Annotated in this window: 18 protein-coding genes and 2 pseudogenes; 1 reads left to right on the forward strand and 19 read right to left on the reverse strand. The window is 64.4% G+C overall.

From position 1 onward, the window contains the following. Nucleotides 1–219: 219 nt before the first annotated feature. The 8 genes and pseudogenes from QWI18_RS12835 to arnB all read right to left on the reverse strand — a co-directional run bounded on the left by QWI18_RS12835 (nt 220) and on the right by arnB (nt 9,089). A complete protein-coding gene (locus QWI18_RS12835) occupies nt 220–1,614 on the reverse strand; it encodes a UDP-glucose/GDP-mannose dehydrogenase family protein (protein ID WP_369318984.1) in 1,395 nt (464 codons plus the stop codon). Beyond that, a pseudogene (gene arnF / locus QWI18_RS12840) lies at nt 1,592–1,997 on the reverse strand (4-amino-4-deoxy-L-arabinose-phosphoundecaprenol flippase subunit ArnF). The gene QWI18_RS12835 and the pseudogene arnF overlap by 23 nt, the downstream one beginning before the upstream one ends. Before the next feature lie 53 nt (nt 1,998–2,050). Then, nucleotides 2,051–2,395 (reverse strand): EamA family transporter, encoded by a 345-nt coding sequence (locus tag QWI18_RS12845; RefSeq protein ID WP_369318985.1) that lies wholly within the window; start codon nt 2,393–2,395, stop codon nt 2,051–2,053. After that, nucleotides 2,392–4,044, reverse strand: a complete 1,653-nt coding sequence (gene arnT, locus QWI18_RS12850; RefSeq protein ID WP_369318986.1) for a lipid IV(A) 4-amino-4-deoxy-L-arabinosyltransferase — start codon at nt 4,042–4,044, stop codon at nt 2,392–2,394. The genes QWI18_RS12845 and arnT overlap by 4 nt, the downstream gene beginning before the upstream one ends. Then, entirely contained in the window at nt 4,041–4,922 is an 882-nt protein-coding gene (gene arnD, locus QWI18_RS12855; RefSeq protein ID WP_369318987.1) for a 4-deoxy-4-formamido-L-arabinose-phosphoundecaprenol deformylase, read from the reverse strand. Before arnD ends, arnT begins: the two co-directional genes overlap by 4 nt. Further along, nucleotides 4,922–6,934, reverse strand: coding sequence for a bifunctional UDP-4-amino-4-deoxy-L-arabinose formyltransferase/UDP-glucuronic acid oxidase ArnA (gene arnA, locus QWI18_RS12860; protein WP_369318988.1), 2,013 nt, complete (start codon nt 6,932–6,934; stop codon nt 4,922–4,924). The genes arnD and arnA overlap by 1 nt, the downstream gene beginning before the upstream one ends. Next, the gene (gene arnC, locus QWI18_RS12865; protein ID WP_192130425.1) at nt 6,931–7,944 is read right to left on the reverse strand and encodes an undecaprenyl-phosphate 4-deoxy-4-formamido-L-arabinose transferase; all 1,014 of its coding nucleotides are present in this window, start codon (nt 7,942–7,944) and stop codon (nt 6,931–6,933) included. The genes arnA and arnC overlap by 4 nt, the downstream gene beginning before the upstream one ends. Then, nucleotides 7,941–9,089, reverse strand: coding sequence for a UDP-4-amino-4-deoxy-L-arabinose aminotransferase (gene arnB / locus QWI18_RS12870; RefSeq protein WP_369318989.1), 1,149 nt, complete (start codon nt 9,087–9,089; stop codon nt 7,941–7,943). The genes arnC and arnB overlap by 4 nt, the downstream gene beginning before the upstream one ends. 948 nt (nt 9,090–10,037) lie before the next feature. On the opposite strand from arnB, the gene QWI18_RS12875 reads away from it, so the two are divergent. Then, nucleotides 10,038–10,925 carry a LysR substrate-binding domain-containing protein gene (locus QWI18_RS12875; RefSeq protein ID WP_369319065.1) on the forward strand — a complete coding sequence of 296 codons (888 nt, stop codon included), beginning with the start codon at nt 10,038–10,040 and terminating at the stop codon, nt 10,923–10,925. Nucleotide 10,926: 1 nt separating this feature from the next. Here the strand turns inward: QWI18_RS12875 and QWI18_RS12880 are convergent, their stop codons facing one another. The 11 genes and pseudogenes from QWI18_RS12880 to QWI18_RS12930 form a co-directional block, all read right to left on the reverse strand. Beyond that, a complete protein-coding gene (locus tag QWI18_RS12880; protein ID WP_369318990.1) occupies nt 10,927–12,147 on the reverse strand; it encodes an MFS transporter in 1,221 nt (406 codons plus the stop codon). A gap of 145 nt (nt 12,148–12,292) precedes the next feature. Beyond that, nucleotides 12,293–13,108, reverse strand: coding sequence for a DUF1206 domain-containing protein (locus tag QWI18_RS12885; protein ID WP_369318991.1), 816 nt, complete (start codon nt 13,106–13,108; stop codon nt 12,293–12,295). Between the two features lie 243 nt (nt 13,109–13,351). After that, nucleotides 13,352–14,326, reverse strand: coding sequence for an alpha/beta hydrolase (locus QWI18_RS12890; RefSeq protein ID WP_369319066.1), 975 nt, complete (start codon nt 14,324–14,326; stop codon nt 13,352–13,354). 186 nt (nt 14,327–14,512) lie between these two features. After that, a complete protein-coding gene (gspD, locus tag QWI18_RS12895) occupies nt 14,513–16,849 on the reverse strand; it encodes a type II secretion system secretin GspD (RefSeq protein WP_065989011.1) in 2,337 nt (778 codons plus the stop codon). Next, nucleotides 16,846–17,361, reverse strand: coding sequence for a general secretion pathway protein GspN (locus QWI18_RS12900; RefSeq protein WP_296308242.1), 516 nt, complete (start codon nt 17,359–17,361; stop codon nt 16,846–16,848). Before QWI18_RS12900 ends, gspD begins: the two co-directional genes overlap by 4 nt. 134 nt (nt 17,362–17,495) lie before the next feature. Next, a pseudogene (gene gspM / locus QWI18_RS12905) lies at nt 17,496–18,086 on the reverse strand (type II secretion system protein GspM); the annotation flags it as partial. Next, nucleotides 18,076–19,107, reverse strand: a complete 1,032-nt coding sequence (locus QWI18_RS12910) for a type II secretion system protein GspL (RefSeq protein WP_369318992.1) — start codon at nt 19,105–19,107, stop codon at nt 18,076–18,078. The pseudogene gspM and the gene QWI18_RS12910, both read right to left, overlap by 11 nt. Beyond that, nucleotides 19,104–19,832, reverse strand: a complete 729-nt coding sequence (locus tag QWI18_RS12915; RefSeq protein ID WP_065989014.1) for a type II secretion system protein GspK — start codon at nt 19,830–19,832, stop codon at nt 19,104–19,106. The genes QWI18_RS12910 and QWI18_RS12915 overlap by 4 nt, the downstream gene beginning before the upstream one ends. Next, on the reverse strand, nt 19,829–20,440 hold the full coding sequence (locus tag QWI18_RS12920; protein WP_369318993.1) for a prepilin-type N-terminal cleavage/methylation domain-containing protein: 612 nt from the start codon (nt 20,438–20,440) through the stop codon (nt 19,829–19,831). Before QWI18_RS12920 ends, QWI18_RS12915 begins: the two co-directional genes overlap by 4 nt. Before the next feature lie 11 nt (nt 20,441–20,451). Further along, entirely contained in the window at nt 20,452–20,820 is a 369-nt protein-coding gene (locus tag QWI18_RS12925) for a type II secretion system protein (RefSeq protein WP_369318994.1), read from the reverse strand. Next, nucleotides 20,817–21,254, reverse strand: coding sequence for a GspH/FimT family pseudopilin (locus QWI18_RS12930; protein WP_192130436.1), 438 nt, complete (start codon nt 21,252–21,254; stop codon nt 20,817–20,819). Before QWI18_RS12930 ends, QWI18_RS12925 begins: the two co-directional genes overlap by 4 nt. Nucleotide 21,255 lies beyond the last annotated feature (1 nt).

Raw genomic sequence — 21,255 nt, forward strand, 5'->3', positions numbered from 1 at the left:
GTCAAACCTGTTGCGTTTTCTAGTCATGAAAGACACCTCGATAAATGTATTTTCCACTTATCGAGGTGTCCGGGGAAATTAGACCACTGCAATCTTGTGGCGCACAAAAAGGCCTCTTCCCGGCTGAAGCCGGTCCTACTAAAAGCATCGCGTGCATTCCGCGGGGCTGGCGCCGGGCCCTTACTGTGGGACCGGCTTTAGCCGGGAAGGGGTCGGCTGCTACACCATCGAACCACCCGCCACACTTTTGTACGGCATCCACTGCTTTTGCGGGATCGGCAGCTCGCAGGATTCCCCGCGCCCGATCGGGAAGTAGTGAAACCCGCTCTGGGCCAGGCGTTCGGTGTCGTACAGGTTGCGGCCGTCGAAGATCACCGGCGCAGCGAGGCGTTGCTGGATCAGCTCGAAATCCGGGGCCTTGAACTGCTGCCACTCGGTGCAAACGATCAACGCATCGGCATCGTTCAGCGTGGATTCCGGCGTGCCCATCAAAATCAGATCCCTGCGGTGGCCGTAAATCCGTTGCGTCTCCTGCATGGCCTCGGGGTCGAACGCGCGCACGGTGGCGCCGGCGTCCCACAACGCTTCCATCAGCACGCGACTGGGCGCGTCGCGCATGTCGTCGGTGTTTGGCTTGAACGCCAGGCCCCACAGCGCGAACGTCTTGCCGCGCAGATCCCCTTCGTAAAAGGCGTTCACCCGCTCGAACAGCTTGTTCTTCTGCCGCTCGTTGATGGCCTCGACCACCGCCAGCAGGTCGTTGGAGCAATGGGCTTCCCGGGCGCTGTGGATCAGCGCGCGAATGTCCTTGCCGAAGCACGAGCCGCCGTAACCGCAGCCGGGGTAGATGAAGTCGTAGCCGATCCGCGAATCCGCGCCGATGCCCAGCCGCACTGACTCAACGTCCGCGCCCAGGTGTTCGGCCAGTTCGGCGATCTGGTTGATGAAGCTGATCTTGGTCGCCAGCATGCAATTGGCTGCGTACTTGGTCAGCTCGGCGCTGCGCAGGTCCATGAACATGATCCGGTCATGGTTGCGGTTGAACGGCGCGTACAGCTCGCGCATGACTTTGCGCACGGCATCGCTGTCGCAGCCGATGACGATGCGGTCCGGGCGCCGACAGTCGTTGACCGCCGAACCCTCTTTGAGAAACTCCGGATTGGAGACGATATCGAACTGCAGCAAGCGACCGGCCTGGCGCAGCGCCTTGTCGATATGACCGCGCAACGCGTCGCCACTGCCCACCGGCACCGTTGACTTCTCGACGATGATCAGCGGCTCCGAGCGGTACGTCGCGATGGCATCACCGACGGCGAAAAAACCCGTCAGGTCTGCCGAGCCGTCATCGCGGGACGGCGTGCCGACGGCGATAAACAGCACCTCGGCGTGCTCGACCGCCCGTTGCGTGTCGGTGGTGAACTGCAGGCGTTTGTTCTCCAGGTTCTCGCGCACCAGGCCGGCCAGCCCCGGTTCGAAAATATGCACCTGACCCTGCCGCAACTGCTCGACCTTGGCCTGGTCGATGTCCATGCAGACCACGTCGTGGCCCACTTCAGCAAGCACGGTGGCTTGCACCAGCCCGACATACCCGCTACCGAAAACGCTGATTCTCATGAAGAAAAGCCCTGTGGAGGAGTGCTGGAAATGCGCCGAAGGTTGATGGTCAGCACGCCCATCACGATCAGGATGACGCCCAAAGTTTTCGATACCGTGAACGTCTCATGGAAAAATGGCAGCGCCGCGGCGAGGGCATACACCAGCCCGTAGCTGACGCTGAGCAGCGAATAGGCGCGACTCAGCGGAAGGTCGCGCAGCGCCAGCAGCCAGGCGAGCATCGACAGCCCATAGGCAATGATCGCGGCGCCGATCACCAGCACGGCGAAAGGGCTCAGTTGTGTCAGCCCGCGCAAACCCGGCCAGGCATCAGGGGAGGGCAGACGGCTCATGCCCCAGCGCATGCCCAGCTGCGCCGAACTCACCAGCGCCACGCTGCCCATCGCCCACGCGGTCGCCCCGCGCCTCCTGCCCGGCTGGCAAATGCTTGAACGGCTCATGCCTGACGCCCCAGCAGCACAACGCCTGCCAGAATCAACGCGACGCCCAACCAGTGCACGGCGTCGATGGATTCCTTGAAAACGAACCGGCTGGCGAGGGTGATCAGCACCACATTCAGGCCCAGCATCGGGTAAGCGATGCCGACTTCCAGGCGTTGCAACACCAGGAGCCAGCCGACGAGGCCCAGTCCCAGACAGCCCACGGCCAGCCACAACCAGAACGCGCGCGCGGCCGCGAGCACGCCGGGGAACGTGCCGCCCCAGCGCTCCACCGCGCACTTCTGCGCGACCTGGCCCAGGCATGTCAGCCCGCAGGTGGCCAACAGCAGCAGCCAGGTCATGGCGCTGACTTCCCGTAAATGAGGATGATCAGATTGCCTTCGTCATAGCGCTCGGCGTCCTTGGGCAGCAGTTCGAGCTCGCTCAGCTCCTCGTCACTTCTGCCGCGCATGACCACCCCGACCTGACCCTCGCGGCGAGCTTGGGTCATCCACTCATCAATCCCCTTAAGGGTGACTTCGCGCCCTGTGACGTCGGGATAGCCCAGCCCGTAATCCAGTTCGTTCCAGGTGTTGAAAAACGACACGTCGGTTCTGTTAAGCCGCCACGCCAGTGCTGACGCAGCGCCCAGATCATTGCTCAGTAAGTGCGTGCTCGCTGCCAGTTGCGCTTGATGGGCAAGCACAAACTGGTCAGGCGTCTTGTTATGCACCACGTCATAGGGAAGGGCCGCGGGCAACAACGCCACCAGCAGCCAGCTGCCCAGCGCCGGTGCGGCCCAATACTTCATCGGGCGCAGGCCTTGCAGCGCATTGCTCGCGCACCAGCCGATCAACACGATGATCGCCAACAGCAGGTTCAGCGGTTCGTGGACGTACACCGGCTGTTGGAGTTGCAGCCAGAGCAACACGCCCAACCCGATCAAGCCGGCGGCCGCGTTCAGCCAGCCGTTGACGCGCAACGCGGTGAGTTGACCTTGCTTGAGGCGTTCGATCAGCCCATCGGCCATCAACAGCGCCACCGGCAGCAGGCACGGCAGAATGTACGTCGGCAGCTTGCCGTTGCTGACGCTGAGAAACGCCAGCGGCACCAGCAGCCACAGCAGCAGAAAGCCGATGTCGGGTCGACGCCTGCGCTGCCAGGCCTGGCGGAACGTGACCGGCAGCAACACAGCCCACGGCAGGCACGACACCACCAACAGTGGCAGGTAAAACCACCAGGGTTCGGCGTGCTGGGCATCGGCTCCGGCAAAGCGTCGCACATGCTCATGCCAGAAGAAGAATCGCCAGAAGTCCGGTTCCTCAACATGCACCGAGAGCACCCACGGCAGGCTCACGACGATGGCGATCAACACCGCCAGCGGCCCATAGCGAAGCAGCTCGCCGAGGCGCCGCTGCCAGAGCATGTAGGGCAGGGTGATCATCACCGGCAGCGCCCAGGCCAGAAAGCCTTTGGTCATGAAGCCGATGCCGCAGGCCAGACCGATCCACGTCCAGGCGCCGAGTCGCGCACGCCCGCTGCGGTGAACGGCGCACCAGAACCCGACCAGCGTCAGGTTGGACCACAGGGTGAACTGAGGATCGAGGTTGGCATAACCAGCTTGCCCGGCAATAAAGGCGAAACTCATGAACAGCAGCGCACTGGCGAAACGCTTGCGCGGGTCGTTCCACATCCGCGCGGCGAGCCAGTAAGCAAGCACCACGCTCAGGCCACTGCTCAGCGCTGACACGATGCGCACGCCAAACAGGTTTTCACCAAAGATGGCCTGGCCGACGGCAATCAGCCAATAGCCCGCAGCGGGTTTCTCGAAATAGCGCAGGCCCATGAAATGGGGCGCGGCCCAGTGACCGCTGTGGAGCATTTCCTGGCTGATCTGGGCGTAGCGGGTCTCATCGGGAATCCACAACCCGTGGGACCCCAGCGGCAGCAGATAGAACGCGGCGAAGGCCAGCACCAGCAGGGCGATGTTGCGATGTTCGGCTTTGATCATCGCTGCACCCCCAGCCAGCCTTCGCGACCGCGCAACGCCCCGCGGACCAATTGGCCCGCGGGCAAGTGATCCAGTCTGTCCGGCAACAGCGCGCCGAGGGGCTGAAAGTCGACGCCATGGTTTTTCGCCTCGCTCAACAGCGCGCGGAACCCAGGGGCCATGACGATGCCTTCGACCTCGGCGTGAACGGTGTAGACGTTCAGCTTCCAGGCCGCAAACCGCCCGAGGATGTCTTCGTTGAAGGCCTGGGCGTCGAGTTGCGCCGAAATCAGTTCGTCGTAAGTCGGCAGGTCCACCGGAATCTGCGGCGTGCCCGGCGCGCCATCGGCCAGCACCGGGCGGAATATTGAGGTGCCCCGGCAGTCGCTGTTGTAGCGAAAACCGAATGCCTCTTTCGCCTGCACCACCCGCTCATCGGCGCGCCAGCCGGCGGCGGCGGAGCAGGTCACCGGGTGGCCGAGAATATCGCTGAGAACGTCAACGCCGCGCTGGATCTGATCCCTCAGCTCGGCCTCGCTCCAGCGCCCGGCATTGGCCTGCCAGCCGTGGTGATCCCAGGCGTGCAAGCCCACTTCATGACCGGCCTCCTGAGCGCGGCGCATCAGCGGCCCGAGATCGCGACCGATGGGTTTGCCGGGCCACGCGGTGCCCGCCAGCAGAATGTCCCAGCCGTACAGACTGGCCGCCCGGGAGCGCAGCATTTTCCAGAGGAACTGCGGCCGCGCGAGACGCCACAGATGGCGCCCCATGTTGTCCGGGCCGACGCTGAAGAAAAACGTCGCCTTGACCTGCGCTTCGTCGAGCAGGTCCAGCAAACGCGGCACGCCGTCGCGGGTGCCGCGCCAGGTGTCGACGTCGATGCGCAGACCGGCCTTCATCAGCTGCGTGCGCCGGTGCTGACAGTCGGTTCGGCCTTCTCGGCCATGGCTTCCCGGAGGAAGAAGTCCAGGGTCTTGCCGATGGTTTCGCTCAGCTCGATGGTCGGTGTCCAGGCGATCAGCCGCTGGGCGTTGTCGATGCTCGGCTTGCGGTGGCTGACGTCCTGATAGCCCTTGCCGTAGAACGACTGGCTCTCGACCTCACGGAAACCGGCAAACGGCGGGAAATTGTCGCGCAGCGGATGGGCTTCGAACTGACGCAGCAACTCGGCGCCCAGCTGACGAATGCTGGCTTCGTTGTCGGGGTTGCCGATGTTGATGATCTGGCCGTTGCAGAGCCCGCCCTTGTTTTCGATGATCCGCGCCAGGGCTTCGATGCCGTCGACGACGTCGGTGAAGCAGCGCTTTTGCGCGCCGCCGTCCACCAGCCGGATCGGCGTGCCCTCGACCAGGTGCAGAATCAGCTGGGTAATGGCCCGAGAGCTGCCGATGCGCGCGGAGTCCAGGCGGTCCAGCCGTGGCCCCATCCAGTTGAACGGGCGAAACAGGGTGAACTGCAAACCTTTTTGCCCGTAGGCCCAGATCACCCTGTCGAGCAACTGCTTGGACACCGAGTAGATCCAGCGCTGCTTGTTGATCGGGCCGACCACCAGATTCGAGGTGTCTTCGTCGAAGCTGGCGTCCTGGCACATGCCATACACCTCCGAGGTCGACGGGAAGATCACCCGTTTGTTGTACTTGACGCAGTAGCGGACGATTTTCAGGTTCTCTTCAAAGTCCAGCTCGAACACCCGCAGCGGGTTGCGCGTGTATTCGATGGGCGTGGCGATGGCCACCAGCGGCAGCACCACGTCGCACTTCTTGATGTGGTACTCGATCCACTCGGAGTGGATGCTGATGTCGCCTTCGATGAAGTGGAAGTTCGGCCTGGTCCGCAGGCGTTCGATGGCATCCGAGCCGATGTCCATGCCATAGATTTCATAGCGGTCGTCTTGCAGCAAACGTTCGGACAAGTGATTGCCGATGAAGCCGTTGACCCCGAGGATCAGCACGCGGGTGCGTCGGACCGGGCGGCGCGGGTCCATACCCTGCAAGCGCGAGCCCTCCACCAGACCGAACTCACGGGCCAGTTGCGCGCCGCTCAGGTACAGGCCGTTGTCGCCACGCTGGCCGGCGTTGATCACCAGCGAGCCTTCGCCGCAGGCAATGCGCAACGGCTCGCAACCGAGCACCGTGCCGGGGGCTTCGCCGGTATAAGCGGTCTCTGCGCGGGCGGCCCAGACAATCAGTTTGTGCTCACCCACCGGGCAGAACGCGCCGGGGTAGGGCTGGGTCACCGCGCGGACCAGATTGCCCAGCCGGGTGGCCGGCAGCGACCAGTCGATCAGACCGTCGGCAGCGCTGCGCCGGCCGTAACAGGTGGCGGCGGATTCATCCTGGGGTGTGCCCGGCAACCGGCCCTGGGCGAGCAATGGCAGGGTGTCCGAGAGCAGGTCTGCGGCGGTTTCACGTAACTTGCCGTGCAGGGTCAGGGCCGTTTCAGTCGGACTGATCGAGATCCGCTGCTGGGCGACGATGGGGCCTGCGTCGGCGCGTTTGACCATCTGGTGCAAAGTCACGCCCGTCTCGCTTTCGCCGTTCACCAGCACCCAGTTGGCCGGCGCCCGGCCACGGTATTTGGGCAGCAGTGAGCCGTGCAGGTTGAACGCGCCGTCTTTCGCGCAGGCCAGCAACGGTTCGCCGAGCAGCTGGCGGTAGTAGAAGGAGAAGATGAAATCGGGTTCGAGCCGGGTGATGCGCTCAACCCACAGCGGGTGATTGGGGTCTTCCGGCGCGTACACGGCGACCCCGTGCAGCGCGCACAGTTGCGCCACCGAGCCGAAGAAGGTTGTTTCCTTGGGGTCATCGCCGTGGGTGAACACCGCTGCGATGTCATACCCGGCGGCGAGCAGGGCCTGCAGGCCAACGCAGCCAATATCGTGGTAAGCAAAAACAACCGCTTTCTGGTTCATGGTGCGACCTTGTGGGCATCAGCAGAGGGGGAGGAGTTGACCGGGTAGGCGCTGGAAACAGCGGTGCGGCGCACGACCTTTTCAATGAAGAAACGCGGCCGTGCGCGCACGTCGCTGTACATGCGTCCGAGGTATTCTCCGAGCAGGCCCATGCCGATGAACTGGCCGCCGGTGAACACGAACAGCACCGCAAACAGGACAAAGGTGCCGTGCCCGGCCCAGGGCGCGCCGAAGATCAGCCGCAGGACCACCAGCGCCAAGGCGAACAGCACGCCGAGTATCGCCATGCCGAAACCGACGATGCTCAGCAGCCGCAGGGGCGTGGTGGTCATGCAGGTGATCAGGTCGAACATCAAGTTGATCAGGCGCATGGGGCTGTACTTGGAATCGCCGTGTTCGCGTTCGGCGTGCTCGACCCGAATTTCCGTGGTGTGCCGGGCGAAGCTGTTGGCCAGAATCGGGATGAAGGTGCTGCGCTCCCGGCAGGCGAGCATGGCGTCGACGATGCTGCGCCGGTACGCGCGGAGCATGCAGCCGTAGTCGTTCATCGCCACGCCGGTGGAGCGCTGCACGGCGAGGTTGATGAGTTTCGACGGCCAGCGCCGCCAGGCGGAATCCTGCCGCTGGTTGCGCACCGTGCCGACCACGTCGTAACCCTGTTCGGCGAGGCGCACCAGGCGCGGAATCTCTTCCGGCGGGTTCTGCAGGTCAGCGTCCAGGGTGATGACCACGTCGCCCTTGCACTGCTCGAAGCCGGCCATGATCGCCGCGTGCTGGCCGTAATTGCGGTTGAGAATGACCGCCACGACGGGGCTGCCTGGTCGCTCGGCGGCCTGTTGAAGCAGCTCGGCCGAGGCGTCGCGGCTGCCGTCGTCCACCAGCACGATTTCGAAAGCGTGACCGATCAGGGCGCAGGCGGCCTCGGTGCGGCGCAGTAATTCGGGCAGGCTTCGTTCCTCGTTGTAGACCGGGATGACGATGGACACATAGCGGACGGGATAGGCTTTCAAGGGCGCGCTTCCACGATGGATTCAATGGCCCCGACCACCCGCTCGACATCGTCGCGGGTCATGTCCGGGAACAGCGGGATCGAACACAGCCGCGACGAATTCCACTCGGTGTTCGGCAGGTGCACGTTCGGGAAACGCTGTCGGTAATAGCGGTGCAGGTGCGTGGCGATGAAGTGAATGCCGGTGCCGATGCGCTGCTCTTGCAGGGCCTTCATGAATCCGTCGCGGTCCAGGCCGCAGCGCTCGGGGTCGATGCGCAGGATGAACAGGTGCCAGGCGTGCTGTTGCGGGTACACGGGTTGCGCCAGTGGCATGACCGGGCTGCCTGCCAGGCGGTCCAGGTAGTGGCTGGCCAGCCGGCGGCGTTGCTCGTTGATGTGATCCAGCCGGTGCAATTGCACGAGGGCGATGCTGGCGTTGATGTCCGCCAGGTTGTATTTGAAGCCCGGCTCGATGACTTCAGCCTGGGGTTTGCGGCCCAGGGTCAGGCGGTCGTAGGCATCGACGCCGAGGCCGTGGAATTTCAGCTGGCGCACGCGATCGGCCAGCACGGCATCGTCGGTGACGACCATCGCGCCCTCTGCGCAGGTCATGTTTTTGATGGCATGGAAGGAAAAGATCGCCGTGCCGCGGCTGCCTACCGGCATGCCCTTGTAGCCCGTGCCCGCCGCGTGGGCGGCGTCTTCGATGACCGCGATGCCGTGGCGCTCCGCCAGCGCGTAAATCGGGTCGAGGTCGCAGGCGGCGCCGGCGTAATGCACCGGCACAATGGCTTTGGTGCGCGGGGTGATGGCCTGTTCGATCAAATCGGCGTCGGTCATCAGCGTGTCCCGGTCAACGTCGACAAACACCGGGGTGGCGCCCAGCAGGCAGATCATGTTGGCCGTCGAGACCCAGGTCTGCGAAGGCGTGATCACTTCATCGCCGGGGCCGACGCCCAGGGCGAGCAAGGCGATGTGCATGGCACCTGTTGCGGAGGAAACAGCGATGGCATGCCGGGCACCGACCCGCTCGGCGAACTGCGCTTCGAGCTGCTGGCATTCGGGGCCCGTGGTGATCCAGCCGGAGCGCAGCACGCGGGTTACGGCCGCTACTTCTTCATCGCCGATACTGGGGCGGGAAAAAGGAAGAAAAGCCTCATTCATAATGAGAACGTCCCACTGAAGTTCAAGTTTTGAACACACCCGTCCGCTGGCGCTAACATGCACCGCCTGGGAAGTTATTTAAAACACGTGCAGGTATTCATAACGGTGCCGTTGGGCATCGTGTCATTTATGTAACTGAGTCATCAGATGATGAGATCTGATTACGTTGTTCCGGTATCACCCGATCTGGAGATTAATCTCGCACATATGAAAATAACGTTCGTGACGCGTAACATTTCCGTGTGTTCGTCATGGAGCGATAGCCAATGGATACGGGGCTATCAGCTGGATATGACGGTTGTTCGAGTATTGCCGTGGTTAGAAGCGTCATGTTTAAACATCTGACTGTTATTTCGTGCTCAGACAGCTTGGGCTCAGCATGCCGGCAGTTATCGGTAGGGTGTTATAAGCAGCCGAACTGCGGATCTGCTTTAATTCCTCCGTTGAACTTTTTTGACAGGCTGGGTGGCCGTTTTCATAAGTTAGCGCCCGGATACTTAATCGGAGCTGAACATGAAGCATGCTTTGGCAAGGCTGCAGCTCACCCCACTGGACACACGCAATGCTGTTCGCAGGACCGGCCTCAGCCGGGAAGAAGCGAATGCATTCACCCCCACTTTTGCAGCGCGCCATCCGACGCCTTCCCGGCTAAAGCCGCCCCCACAACGGTGTTCCGCAGCCGGTCCCTCGGCGCATGGAATCTGTAATGGAACTGACTGGACACACGCAATGCTGTTCGTAGGACCGGCCTCAGCCGGGAAGGGGCCATTGCATTCACCCCCCACTTTTGCAGTGCGCCATCCGACGCCTTTCCGGCTAAAGCCGCCCCACGGTCGTGTTCATCGCCGGTCCCGCAATCCGGTCTGGAGTCAGCCCCACAGTCAGTGCTACAACCCGTCTCACCCAACGATGCATCACTTTCATCCATCCAAGAGCACACCACCCATGATGGACAGTCTCAGCGGCATCACGGCGTTCATCACCGTGGCCGAAACCCGCAGCTTCACCGAAGCGGGGCGTCTGCTGGAAATCTCGTCGTCCGCCGTGGGCAAGAGCGTGGCGCGCATGGAGGAGCGCCTCGGCGTGCGGCTGTTCCATCGCAGTACCCGCAGCGTGACGCTGACCACCGAAGGCGAGCTGTTTCTCGATCGCTGCAAGCGCATCGTCAGCGAGGTCGAAGCGGCGGAACTGGAACTGCATGAGCTGTCCGCCACCCCACGCGGCAAAGTGCGCATCAGCGTGCCGATTCAGAACGTACTGATCATGCCGGTGCTGGCCGGGTTCATGCGCGCCTACCCGGACATCGAGCTGGAAGTGGACATGTCCGACCGTATGGTGGACGTGATCGAGGAGGGTTTCGATGCCGTGATCCGCACCGGCGCGCCCCAGGATTCGCGGTTGACCGCGCGCAAGCTCGGCGGTTTTCAGCTGCAATTGGTGGCATCACCCGCGTACCTGGAACGCTACGGTGAACCGGCGCACCCCGACGAGCTGATTCACCACACCTGCCTGCTGCACAAGTTTCCGGCCACCGGGATGATCGAGCGCTGGCCGTTGCGCGTCGGCGACACGCACATTCAGCCGAACCTCTCGCGGGCATTGACCTGCACGACGACGGACCCGCTGGCGCATCTGGCGATCGATGGCGTCGGGATTGCCTGCCTGCCGGATTTTTCCATCCGCGCGCCGCTGGCCGACGGCAGGCTGAAGGTAGTGTTGGGGGATTACACCGACCACACCGGCAACCTGTGGATGCTCTGGCCTGCGTCGAAGCAGACGGCCCCTCGGCTGCGGGTGTTGATCGACTATTTCAAGGACAACATCCTCAAGGGCTGACTCAGCGCTGCAACGCTTGAGCGATAGGCGCCCGGGCGACACCGAAGCTGAGCATCACCGCCAGGCCCAGCAGCCCCAAACCCGCGCCCAGCCACAGCGCCGCCGACACGCCCTGGTGATCGACCATCAGCCCGCCGAACAGCGAGCCCGAGGCGATCGCCACCTGAAACATGGTCACCAGCATCGCCGAACTGGCTTCCGGCAACTGCGGCGAGGTCAGTTGCATCCAGCTGCTGACGCCCAGCGGAATCGCGCCATAGGCCACCCCCCACACCAGCACCGCCAGCATCACGCCGACGCCTTGCAAATGCGGCAACGCCAGTTGCGCCAGCACCATCAGCACAATCACGGCGCCCAGCGACGCGCGCAAATGCGCGGTGAGGGTCCCGGCCATGGCGAAGTTCGCCAGCATGCCCACCAGCCCGAAACCCAGCAGCACCCCAGTAATCGCGTTGGGCGAGAACCCGGCGTACTGGCCGAGAAACGGCGCGACGTAGGTGTAGCCGGTGAAGTGCGCGGCGACCACGGTGCCAAGCAACAGCATGCTGCGCCGCGCTGTGCCCCGGGACAGAAATGCCCGCAGCGCACGGGCTTTGAGTCCTTCGCTGGAAGGCAGCGAGGGCAGGGTGATGGCCTGCGCTGCGAGAGCGATCAAGCCTAATCCGGCGGTGACGACGAAGGACATGCGCCATGAAAAGACCGTGCTGACGAAGGTCCCGAAGGGCACCCCGAACACCGTCGCCAGGGTGATGCCGGCGAAGATCAGCGCCGTGGCTTTAGCCGCCCTCGACTCGCTGACCAGACGCCCGGCCGCCGCAATCGCCACGGCCCAGAAGCCGCCGAGAGAAATCCCTAATAGCCCGCGACCCAGCAGCATGATCGGCAGCGACGGTGACACCGCGCAGATCAGGTTCGACAGCACCAGTAGCAGGCTGAGCAACAGCAACAGAAGCCGGCGGTTGATGCGCCCGGCACCCAGGATGATCGCCGGCGCGGAGATCGCCGCGACGATGCCCGGTACGGTGACCATCAGCCCCGCCACCCCATCGGTGACGTCAAGGCTTTCGGCGATCTGCGGCAGAACGCCCACCGGCAGGTATTCGGCAGTCACAAAGGCAAACGCGCCCAAGGCCACGGAATACACCGACAGCCACTCGCGCCAAGAGGGGGACGCCGAGGACATGGGCGTCACGTGGGTCGAAACAACGGGCAAGTCGTGCATGGGGAAAGCTCCACCGTAATGAGTGGAGCCATGCTAGGGAGCGAGGGCGCGGGGAAAAACAGGCTGGGGTTCCGATCACTGTGGATCGATGACTCCGCAATCAGTCAATCTGCAGGTGCTCTGGACCGCCTGATCCCGCGGAGGCTCAGGCCTGGGCCATGCCGGGCACGTCCATGTTGATCCGCCGCCAGGCGGCTTCGGCAAAGCTGTACGCCGAAAACGCGATCAGGCCCAGCGCCATGACCATCAACACCACGCCGCCTGCCGGCAGGTTTTGCAGCGCATTGAGTGCATCTTTCAGCCCGGGCGGGTGCATCGCCTGATAGCTCGAGCCGCTGATGGCCAGCAGCACGCCGATTTCGACGAACGCCACGCCGCGCGCGATCAGGCCGAAGCGGGACACCGGGGTCACGTATTTCATGACTTCATCGTCGGCCTCGAAATACTTCTCGAAGGACGCTTTCCAGCCCTTGAAGAAATGCGCAATGCCTACGCCGAACGGCACCAGCGCAACCAGGTAGACGACCAGATTGGAGTGTTTCCACGACAGCAGGTAAGCCAGCAGGTCTTCGGTTTGACCGCCGCCGGAACCGCCGGAACTGCGCAGGCCGTCGATCAACAGGCCCAGGGCAAAGAACGCCAGCGCACCGTTGACCAGACCGCCGGCGAGCAGGCCGCCGCGAATGACCAGGCCCTTGAACTCCCTGCCGTGATGGTCGACGTCGCGAGTGGCTTGCAACACCCGCCAGGCCGCGAATGCCAGCAGACCTGCCACCACCAGCCCGACCAGAAAGTGACCGAAGGGCTGGCTGAACAGGGCTTCGAGGCTGCTGTGGCTGTCCTTGGGGCGTGACGAATCGCGGGCGGCGAGCAAGGCGAAAATGCCGATGATCAGGTACATAACGCCGCGTGCGGCATATCCCGCTCGTGCGAGCAGGACGAGGGTGTGATGCGGGGACATCGAAGGTTCTCCGGGAAAGCGATTGATCAGCAGACCCGAGACGGCACGAGGGGTTCGATCGGGTTTAGCGGGAGGGCCCTGCGATTGCTTTTGGTGGGACCGGCTTCAGCCGGGAAGAGGCCGGTATGAACACCCTCAAATTGGCGGTGTGGCTGCTGACGCCTTCCCGGCTAAAACCGGTCCCACAAGTCTGCGTCAATGCCAGGCCTCACTAGAGAGCCGCGTGCAGTCAGTCGAATTCGGTCAACCCGCCGTAGATTGAATGCGCTGACGAATCCAGGCGCGGCTATGCTCCAGCACACGGTCTGCCATCAGGGTGGGAAAGTGGATGAAGCCATGGGGCGCTTCCGGCAGCAGGTGCACTTCGACCCCTGCGGTCTTGCCCCAGCGATCCGCCAGTTGCAGGGTGTCATCGCGCAGCGGGTCCAACTCGCCGACCCACATCAACGCGGGCGGGAAACCGGAGAAATCCCCATACAACGGCGACAACGGCGGCGCCTGACGCTGGACGTCGCTGATGTCGGGCGTGAGCATGCGCAGGGCCTCGACCATTCCCGGGCCGTCCAGCACCAGCGTATCGGGGCCTGCCGTGCGCACGCTCGGCGTACCGGTCAGGTCGTAGACGCCGTAGTAGAGCAGGGCGCCGCACACGCGCTTGAACAACTCGGGCCAGGCCTTGAGCTGCAGCAGCGTCGTCCCGGCCAGATGCCCGCCCGCCGATTCGCCGACGACGATCACCGGCAGCCCGGCGAATTCCGGGCAGCCATCACCCAGCAACCAACGCGCGGCGACGAGGCAATCCTCCATCAGCCCTTCCACCGGCGTTGAGCCAGCGAGCCGATAGTCAACCGAGACCACCGCCACTTCGCACGCCCGCACCATCGCCATATTGAGGTCGTCATTCATCTGCGCATTGCCGATGACCCAGCCGCCACCATGAATGTCCAGCACCACACCTTTGGCCTTGCCCCTGGGCCGGATGATCCGCACCGGCACGCGATGACCGTCGACACTCGCCGTGGTGGTTTCAGCGTGCAAGCCATGGCGGGCCAGATTGGCTGCGCCATTGAGCTGGCCAACGCGCAACAGTGATTGGATCAGAAGGGGCGTGAAGCGATTGCGGATACGAAACCGCGGCAGCCAGGCCAGCTTCTTGTTGAACCGCCGCGCCTGCGCCAGTTCGTCGTCGTGAAAATGCAAACCGTCCTTGCTGTCCAATTGCGTGCGCTCTCTCGGGCTCAAACCCGCCAGTCATGGGTACTGTCTTGGTCTTCGCCCGAGGCCGAGAGTTTCACGCGCGGGAGTAAAGCAATCTCAGGCCCCCGAGGCAGAAGCGACGGCGCCAAGGTGCCCTCGGTGGATTTGATCGGATCGTGCCCACGCGGAGCGCGGGAACGATCAAAACTACCGAGTACTCATCGGCGGCGTCGGCTTGATCAACTGCAGTTGCTGACGATAATCATCGGTCACTTGCCGCGCCTGGCTGTTGCTGGTGATGACTCGTGGGGTGATCAGCACGACCAGCTCGGTGCGTTTCTTGCTCTTGACGGTGTTGCCGAACAGCCAGCGCAGGCCGGGGATGCTGCCCAGGTACGGGACGGCAGACACGGTGTCGGCGTTGTCCTGTTTGATCAGGCCGCCAAGCAACACGGTCTGACCACTCTGCACCGCCACCTGGGTCGACACCGAACGCGTCGAGATCCGTGGGTTGCCGTTGGCGTCAGTGGCCGTGTCGTTGGCGTCGCTGACCTGCTGCTGAATGTCCATGTACACCAGACCGCCCGGATTGATGCGCGGCACGACGTCGAGGATGACCCCGGTCTGCACGTATTCAACGCTGCTCAGGGTGGCGGTGGTGGTCGAGGTGTTGACCGTGGTCTGGCTGATCGGGATGTTGTCACCGACCTGAATCTGCGCCTGCTGGTTGTTCATCACCACCAGCGAAGGCGCCGACAGCACTTGCGTGCGGCCACTCTGTTCCAGCGCGTGAAGGGCGATCTGCAGGTTGTTGCTGACGAAGGAATAGAACAGCGAATCGGTGGCACCGAGCCCGGCACCCCCGCCGCCCAGAGCGCCCTGACTGCCGGCGGTGTTCGCGACAGTAGTGCTGGCGGAATTGCCGGCCAGACGACCGAGGTACCACTGCACGCCGAGGTCCAGCTCGCCGGTCAGGTTCACTTCCAGAATCCGCGTTTCGATCTGCACCTGCATCGGCGCGTTGTCCAGTCGCTTGATGGCCGACTCGATCTCGGCCCACTGGGCCGGACGCGTGCGGATCAGCAACTGGTTGCTGCTCTGCTGCGCGGTGATGCGCGTGCTGTCGTCCAGGCGCTTGCTGGCGCCCGAGCCACTCGAGGCGGCGTCCGAACTGTCGCTCTGTCCGCTGCTGTCGGCGCTGTCCTCGGAGGTTTCGCCGTCCTGCTCTTCTTCACCTTGCTGAGTGCCGTTCTGCAAACCGCCATTGGCGCCACCCATGCCCGAGCCCAGGCCGCCGCCCATCCCGGAGCTGCCATTCAGGCCCTGACCACTGCCGCTCAATCCGCCGCTGCTGCCGGTGCCACTGCCATTGAGCGAGGACAGCGAACGGGTGCGCAGCCCCGGCGCGACCTTGGCCGCGCTGTCGTCCTTGATCTGGCCGTTGCCGTAAATCTGCCGCAGGTATTTGGCCAGGTCCGTGGCTTTCATGTTGCGCACGTCGTAGACGTACATCTGCGGCTCGTTGCCACCGCCTTCGTCGATGGTGTGAATCCAGTCGCCGACTTCGCTCAGGTAACGCGGCTGGGAAGAAATCGCCACCACCGAGTTGGTCCGCTCGATGGGCAGAAACTTGACCATGCCGGCCAACGGCATGCCGCTGTCCGGGCCGAACATCTTCTGCAGCTCCGGCATCAGTTCGCTGACGCTGGCGCGCTGCAAGCCATACACGGCGATAGACATGCCCTTGAGCCAGTCGACGTCGAAGGTGTCGATGGTGTCCTGATAGTTGGCCAGTTCATCCGGCGTACCGGCGAGGCTCAAGACGTTGCGCGCCGGATCGACCAGCAAGAACGCGTTGTCACGGGCGAAGGGTTTGAGCAGCTTCTGCATCTCGGTGGCCGAGATAAAGTGCAGCGGGAACAACCGCGCCGACAGCCCGGTAGCCGGGCGCGCCACCGGCATCTCCGGCACCAGCTTGCCGGCCACGGCCTGGTTGGCCGGGAGGATCACGTAACGGTCGCCCTGGCGGATCATCGCGTTGTCGGTCCACGACAGCAGCGTTTCCAGAATCGACAGCGCCTGCTGCTTGTTCACCGGTTGCGAGGTGGAGAAGCTGACGTCGCCTTTCACGCCCTGATTGATGCTGTAGTTCTCGTGCAGCAAATCCCCCAGCACGGTGTTGATCACCGCTTCGATGGGCTGATTGGCGAAGTTGAAGGTGATATCACCAGCCGCCGCCGACGCGCCTCTTCCACCCGCGCCACTCTGGGCCGGACCGGCACCGCGCACGAAGGTCTGGTTGCCACGAATGATCTGCTGGCGCGCGGGCGCAGGCCTGGCGCCAGGATTGTTCGGACTCGGCGCTTCGACCGGATCGCTGACCGGGCCTCGCTGCGAGCCGGTGCCATTGAGTGCTTCCTGCATCAGGGCCGGATCGTTTTCAAAACGTTCCGGGGTGGACGCGCATCCAGCCAGGGCCACGGCGGTGGCCAGGCACAACAACGGGCTGCGCAGTCGGGAAAACTCAGGGGTGCGATTGTTCATGGTGTGGGTACGTTTGGAAGAGTAATAGGGGGGACTTTCGACGGCGGCGGAAGGCGCAGCAGGGGCAGTCGCAGTTCGCGGGTCTGGCCCTGATGGCTGAAAGTGGCGTGTTGCGGCGTGACCGAATCCAGGGTCCAGCCATTGTCCAGCGTGCTGCCGACGGCCAGCTTGAGGCGGCGCTTCTGCGGCAGTTGCAGCAGCACCCACTGTGAAGCGCCATCGATGATCACGCCGCTCAGGCTGATGCCGTCCAGGGACGAGGCCTGGGATTTGCCGGTAACCAGATCAGGCTTGCGGTCCGGGCTGAACATCGACTGCTGCCAGGTCAGCGTGAGCGCTTGAGCCGGCAGCGAGGGCAACGCCGCGGGCCCGGCGGTTGGTGCCGCTTCACGGGCTTCGCCGGCCGGCAACCAGTCGATCTCCTGACCGGCGCCCATGCTCAGGCTGACGGCAACGGCGGCGAGGGCGACCGTGACAGCGCCGAGCGCGAGGGTAAGGGAGTCGAACTTCATGCGTCAGGCTCCTCGGACGGTGTCAGTGGTTGGGGTTGATCATCCAGATCGGCCTGCTCGGCGGGATCAGGCTGCTGCCGGGAGTCGGTCTCTGGCTCGGCGGCGGGGGCTTTGGACGGCAGCGCCTTGTGCGGTGCGGCCTGTTGCAGATACCCGCGCAACAGCAGATGCACCTGCAAGCGGCCGGCGCCACCACTGGGCGGGGCGGAGGTGGCGCGGCGAATGCTCAGGTTGTCGATGAACAGAAACGGCTTGCCGTATTCCAGCTCGTGGAGCAAACCCACCAGCGGCTCCATGGCGCAGTCGAGGGTCAGGCTGACTTTGACCTGACGATAGGGCTCGGCACTGTCACGCTCGGGGGTGATCGGCATGCGTTGGGTCACCTGGCAGCCGGGGCCCTGATCGGCGTGGGCCTTGACCAGATCGAGGCTGCGTTGCATCAGGTCGGCGGCCACGGCGCTGGGGTCTTCGCCGGGCAACAGACTGCTGCGGCTCGACGGGTCGCGGCGGGCGGCCTGCAATTGCTCCTCAAGGCTGCCGCGTTGAGCGAGTGCGCCGGCATAGCGTTGCTCTTGATGGCGCAAGGTCTCGGCCTGTTCCTGCAGGTCGCTCAACGGGTCGAGAAACCAGCTTTGCACCAACAGCCACCAGGCCGCCCACAGCACAAGGGCCAGGGCGATCAGCGCGGCACCGCGACGTTCGCGCGGGGTCAGTTCACGGCGCATCGGCGGCCTCCTTGGGCAGCTGGGCGCGCAGGGAAAAGCGCTCTTTGCCGGTCTGCGCATCGGGCTGAATGATCCCCTGGAACTGCGCGTCGGTCAGGGTGCGGCAGTCTTTCATGCGGCCGATGAGGGCACTGGCCTTGGCGCTCTGGCCGGTGATCGACACGCTGCCGCCGTCGGAGATTTCCAGCTGCTCGACCCACGTGTCAGCGCCCAGGCAACCGGTGAGGTCAGCGAGCACGCTGGAAGTGGTCGGTTGCGCGGCCTTTTGCTGGGCCAGATAGCGCGCGGCGCCCTGGGTGTTGATCAGTTCGCGGCGCAGGTTCTGTACGGCTTGCACCTGGCTGCGTTGTTCGTCGACGTGCTGTTGCATCGCTTCGACTTGCACCGTACGCGCATCCAGCCAGAGCACCATGCAGGTCAGCAGCAAGGCGCCACAGACCACGGCAAGGAAGCGCGGCAGGCGTGCGGAACCTGCGGTCGCTGGCTTCAGCTCGGCCGGCAGCAGATCGACATTCAGCCGTTCGCCCTTGGCGTTGCGCGCATCCACGGCATAGAGCGACAGGCCACGGTCCTTGCAGCTGTCGATGATCGGCTGCAAACGCTCGCGCAGCACCGCCACCAGCAGCACCTGCGCCAGGGTTTTGCCTTTGCTGGTGACGCGCGCGACGTAATGCATCTGCTCGCGGGGGTAGGGCGTGTACTTGTCCAACTCGAAACCGACCACGCTGTGCAGGTCGCGCAGCGCTGCCAGCGGCAATTGCAACGGCTGCGCCAGGACCATGCCGGCGGGGAGCATCAGGATCAGCCGTTCGCCGCTCTCGTGGGTGATGTGCTCGGGCAGGGGCCAGTCGATCAGCCGCTCGCGCACCTGGGGCATCAGCCGCGCGCGGACGCTGGCGGGCAGCATCGCCTGCAACTCGTCCAGCCACGCCTGCCACAGATGCTGCGCCGGGCTGTCGCGCCACTGACTGCGCACCCGGGCCTGCAAGGGCGCCAGTTGCTGTAAAAATGTTTGCTTCATTCTTGCCAACGCAGAACGCGATACGGTCGCGCTCCCTCCTTCGATGGGTTCAATAACAACGTGACGTTGAGCGTCGTGGTGTAACCGCCGGGCAATGTCGCCTGGCTTCGAATACTGATGACCGGTCCTGCGTCTTCGGTTGCGGGCCCGGCCTGGGGCAGCCCCAGCGCTTGCCGCAGCCAGGGCGACGTCATGCGCGGATCCGGCGCGCTCAGGCCGCTCCATAACGTGACGTGCGGGCTGGCGCACTGGTACAGCGGCTGGCCGATGCCCGGCAGTTCGCGCACTTCTTCGACCATTCGCAGCGGTGCCCGGCCACCGCCACGACGCTGTTCCAGGCCCTGCGCCACCTGCCGCGCCAGATCCGGATTCGCGCCGCACGCCACCAGCAGGCGGGTAAAGGATTCCGCCGGTGCCGCGTTGAGGTCGAGCTTGCCGGTCTCGCTGCCCAGGCTCACCGCCAGCGCGGCGTCATCGAAACGCAATTCATGGGGCTGGTTGTCGGCTTTCCAGTGCCGCACCGGGTCGCGGTCCAGCTGCGCCAGCACCGCCATGCCGATGCCGGCTTCAGCGGCGAGGACCCCTTGGGTGTGCTGGCGTTGCCACAGGGCCTGGCGGTTCTGCAAATGCACCCAGCCGAGCAAACCGGCCAGCAGGGTACTGAGCAGCGCCAGCACCCACAACACCAGCAGCAACGCGACGCCTTTTTGCCGACGTTCATTCATAACGTGTGCGCCTCGCCGGACAGGTCCAGGCGCAGGTTGATGCTCTGTAATGGCCAAGGCACGGGGCCGCCCAGTTGCGCGTCGATGCGCACGCTGATCGGCAGGCGCCCCGGCCAAGGCCAGTGATCCAGCCATGCAGTCGATTCACCGGTGGGCGACACGCCGCGGTAGCTCAGTTGTAGCGAGCGCACGTCGTGCAACAGCACTTGGGGCTCTTCGGCCGGCAGCAAGGCCTGGCCCCTCAACCGCTCCAGACTGATCTGCAAACGCTGACCGGCCGCCAGCGTCACGCTGTGCCGGTACAAACCGCCGCCCAATGTGGCGGGCAGCGGCGCATAAAAGCTCATGGCCTGGGCGTCGCCCTCGAACACCGGCGCCTGGCCGGGCTCGGACCCGCCGGCCGCCAGTGGCAGCGCCTGGCCGATGGCGTGGCGCAGAAAATTCTGGGTCGACCGTATTTCATCGAGCCGCGTGCTATAGCGCTCGGCCTTGGCCATGGCGCGGTTGGCACCGGTGATCGCGGCGCCAACCATGGTCAGCAGCACGCCGAGCAGGCTCAACACCACCAGCACTTCGAGCAAGGTGAAACCCTGGCATTGGCGCGTCATTGAACGGCGCCTCATTGCCCGGCACCCGAGTCTGAGCTGCGCACTTGCAGGCTGCTGTAATGGGCGCGCCGCGCGCCGTCAGTCACCTCAAGGTCCAGGCGCCAGGCCGTCGCCGGTGCATTGCCGCGGGGCAGTGCGCTGACCTCCATCTGCCAGGTCACGCCGCTCCACTTGCCCTCCGTGCGACCCGGCTGCAAGCGGCCGGCGCTGGCCTCATCAATCAGCGAACGCGCGGCCAGACTCAGCCGGTCGCTGCGTTGCGCCTGCTGCAAGGCCCGCGCGCTCTGCCCGAACGCCACCACCAGCACGCTGCTGCACACTGCCAGCACCGCCAGGGCAGCAAGCATCTCCAGCAATGTGAAACCGCGCTGACGCGTCAATTGAGCGTGCGCAACTGAACGTTGCCGGTCAGCCAGTTGATGTCCACGCGCCAGTGTTTGTCGCCCCGGGCCAGCAGCAGATGGCCGCCGCTGGAACCGCCGTCGGGGTAGAACTCGAACGCCGGGCCCAGGCCGTCGGCGGTCTGCAATTGCACGCGCATGTCGTCGGGCAGTTGCACCGGCTTCAGGTGCGGGCCCTGAAGGCGCCCGTGGCGCAGGTCAAAGCGTGTCTGCGCCGGTTGCCCGCTGACGATCGCCTGCACCCGCGCCGCGCGCAGGGATTGCACCACTTCGCTCAACGCCCGACGCTCACCAGCCGCGTGCAAACCCCGACCCACGCCAAAGCTCACCAGGCCGACGCTGATGCCGATCAGAACGATCACCACCAGCAATTCGAACAGGGTGAAGCCGCGGGCGCGGGGCAGGGCGCGCATG

Origin of the sequence: Pseudomonas sp. W2Oct36 (assembly GCF_041060465.1) — a bacterium.
GTDB classification, from domain to species: domain Bacteria; phylum Pseudomonadota; class Gammaproteobacteria; order Pseudomonadales; family Pseudomonadaceae; genus Aquipseudomonas; species Aquipseudomonas graminis_B.

Excerpts from the sequence above, each read along its gene's own strand:
- QWI18_RS12880 (WP_369318990.1), bottom strand. The coding sequence starts at position 12,147 with ATGCACGACTTGCCCGTTGTTTCGACCCACGTGACGCCCATGTCCTCG.
- QWI18_RS12845 (WP_369318985.1), bottom strand. The coding sequence starts at position 2,395 with ATGACCTGGCTGCTGCTGTTGGCCACCTGCGGGCTGACATGCCTGGGC.
- QWI18_RS12875 (WP_369319065.1), top strand. The coding sequence starts at position 10,038 with ATGGACAGTCTCAGCGGCATCACGGCGTTCATCACCGTGGCCGAAACC.
- QWI18_RS12910 (WP_369318992.1), bottom strand. The coding sequence starts at position 19,107 with ATGAAGCAAACATTTTTACAGCAACTGGCGCCCTTGCAGGCCCGGGTG.
- QWI18_RS12835 (WP_369318984.1), bottom strand. The coding sequence starts at position 1,614 with ATGAGAATCAGCGTTTTCGGTAGCGGGTATGTCGGGCTGGTGCAAGCC.
- arnT (WP_369318986.1), bottom strand. The coding sequence starts at position 4,044 with ATGATCAAAGCCGAACATCGCAACATCGCCCTGCTGGTGCTGGCCTTC.
- QWI18_RS12920 (WP_369318993.1), bottom strand. The coding sequence starts at position 20,440 with ATGACGCGCCAATGCCAGGGTTTCACCTTGCTCGAAGTGCTGGTGGTG.
- arnD (WP_369318987.1), bottom strand. The coding sequence starts at position 4,922 with ATGAAGGCCGGTCTGCGCATCGACGTCGACACCTGGCGCGGCACCCGC.
- QWI18_RS12930 (WP_192130436.1), bottom strand. The coding sequence starts at position 21,254 with ATGCGCGCCCTGCCCCGCGCCCGCGGCTTCACCCTGTTCGAATTGCTG.
- QWI18_RS12915 (WP_065989014.1), bottom strand. The coding sequence starts at position 19,832 with ATGAATGAACGTCGGCAAAAAGGCGTCGCGTTGCTGCTGGTGTTGTGG.
- arnA (WP_369318988.1), bottom strand. The coding sequence starts at position 6,934 with ATGAACCAGAAAGCGGTTGTTTTTGCTTACCACGATATTGGCTGCGTT.
- QWI18_RS12900 (WP_296308242.1), bottom strand. The coding sequence starts at position 17,361 with ATGAAGTTCGACTCCCTTACCCTCGCGCTCGGCGCTGTCACGGTCGCC.
- QWI18_RS12885 (WP_369318991.1), bottom strand. The coding sequence starts at position 13,108 with ATGTCCCCGCATCACACCCTCGTCCTGCTCGCACGAGCGGGATATGCC.
- gspD (WP_065989011.1), bottom strand. The coding sequence starts at position 16,849 with ATGAACAATCGCACCCCTGAGTTTTCCCGACTGCGCAGCCCGTTGTTG.
- arnB (WP_369318989.1), bottom strand. The coding sequence starts at position 9,089 with ATGAATGAGGCTTTTCTTCCTTTTTCCCGCCCCAGTATCGGCGATGAA.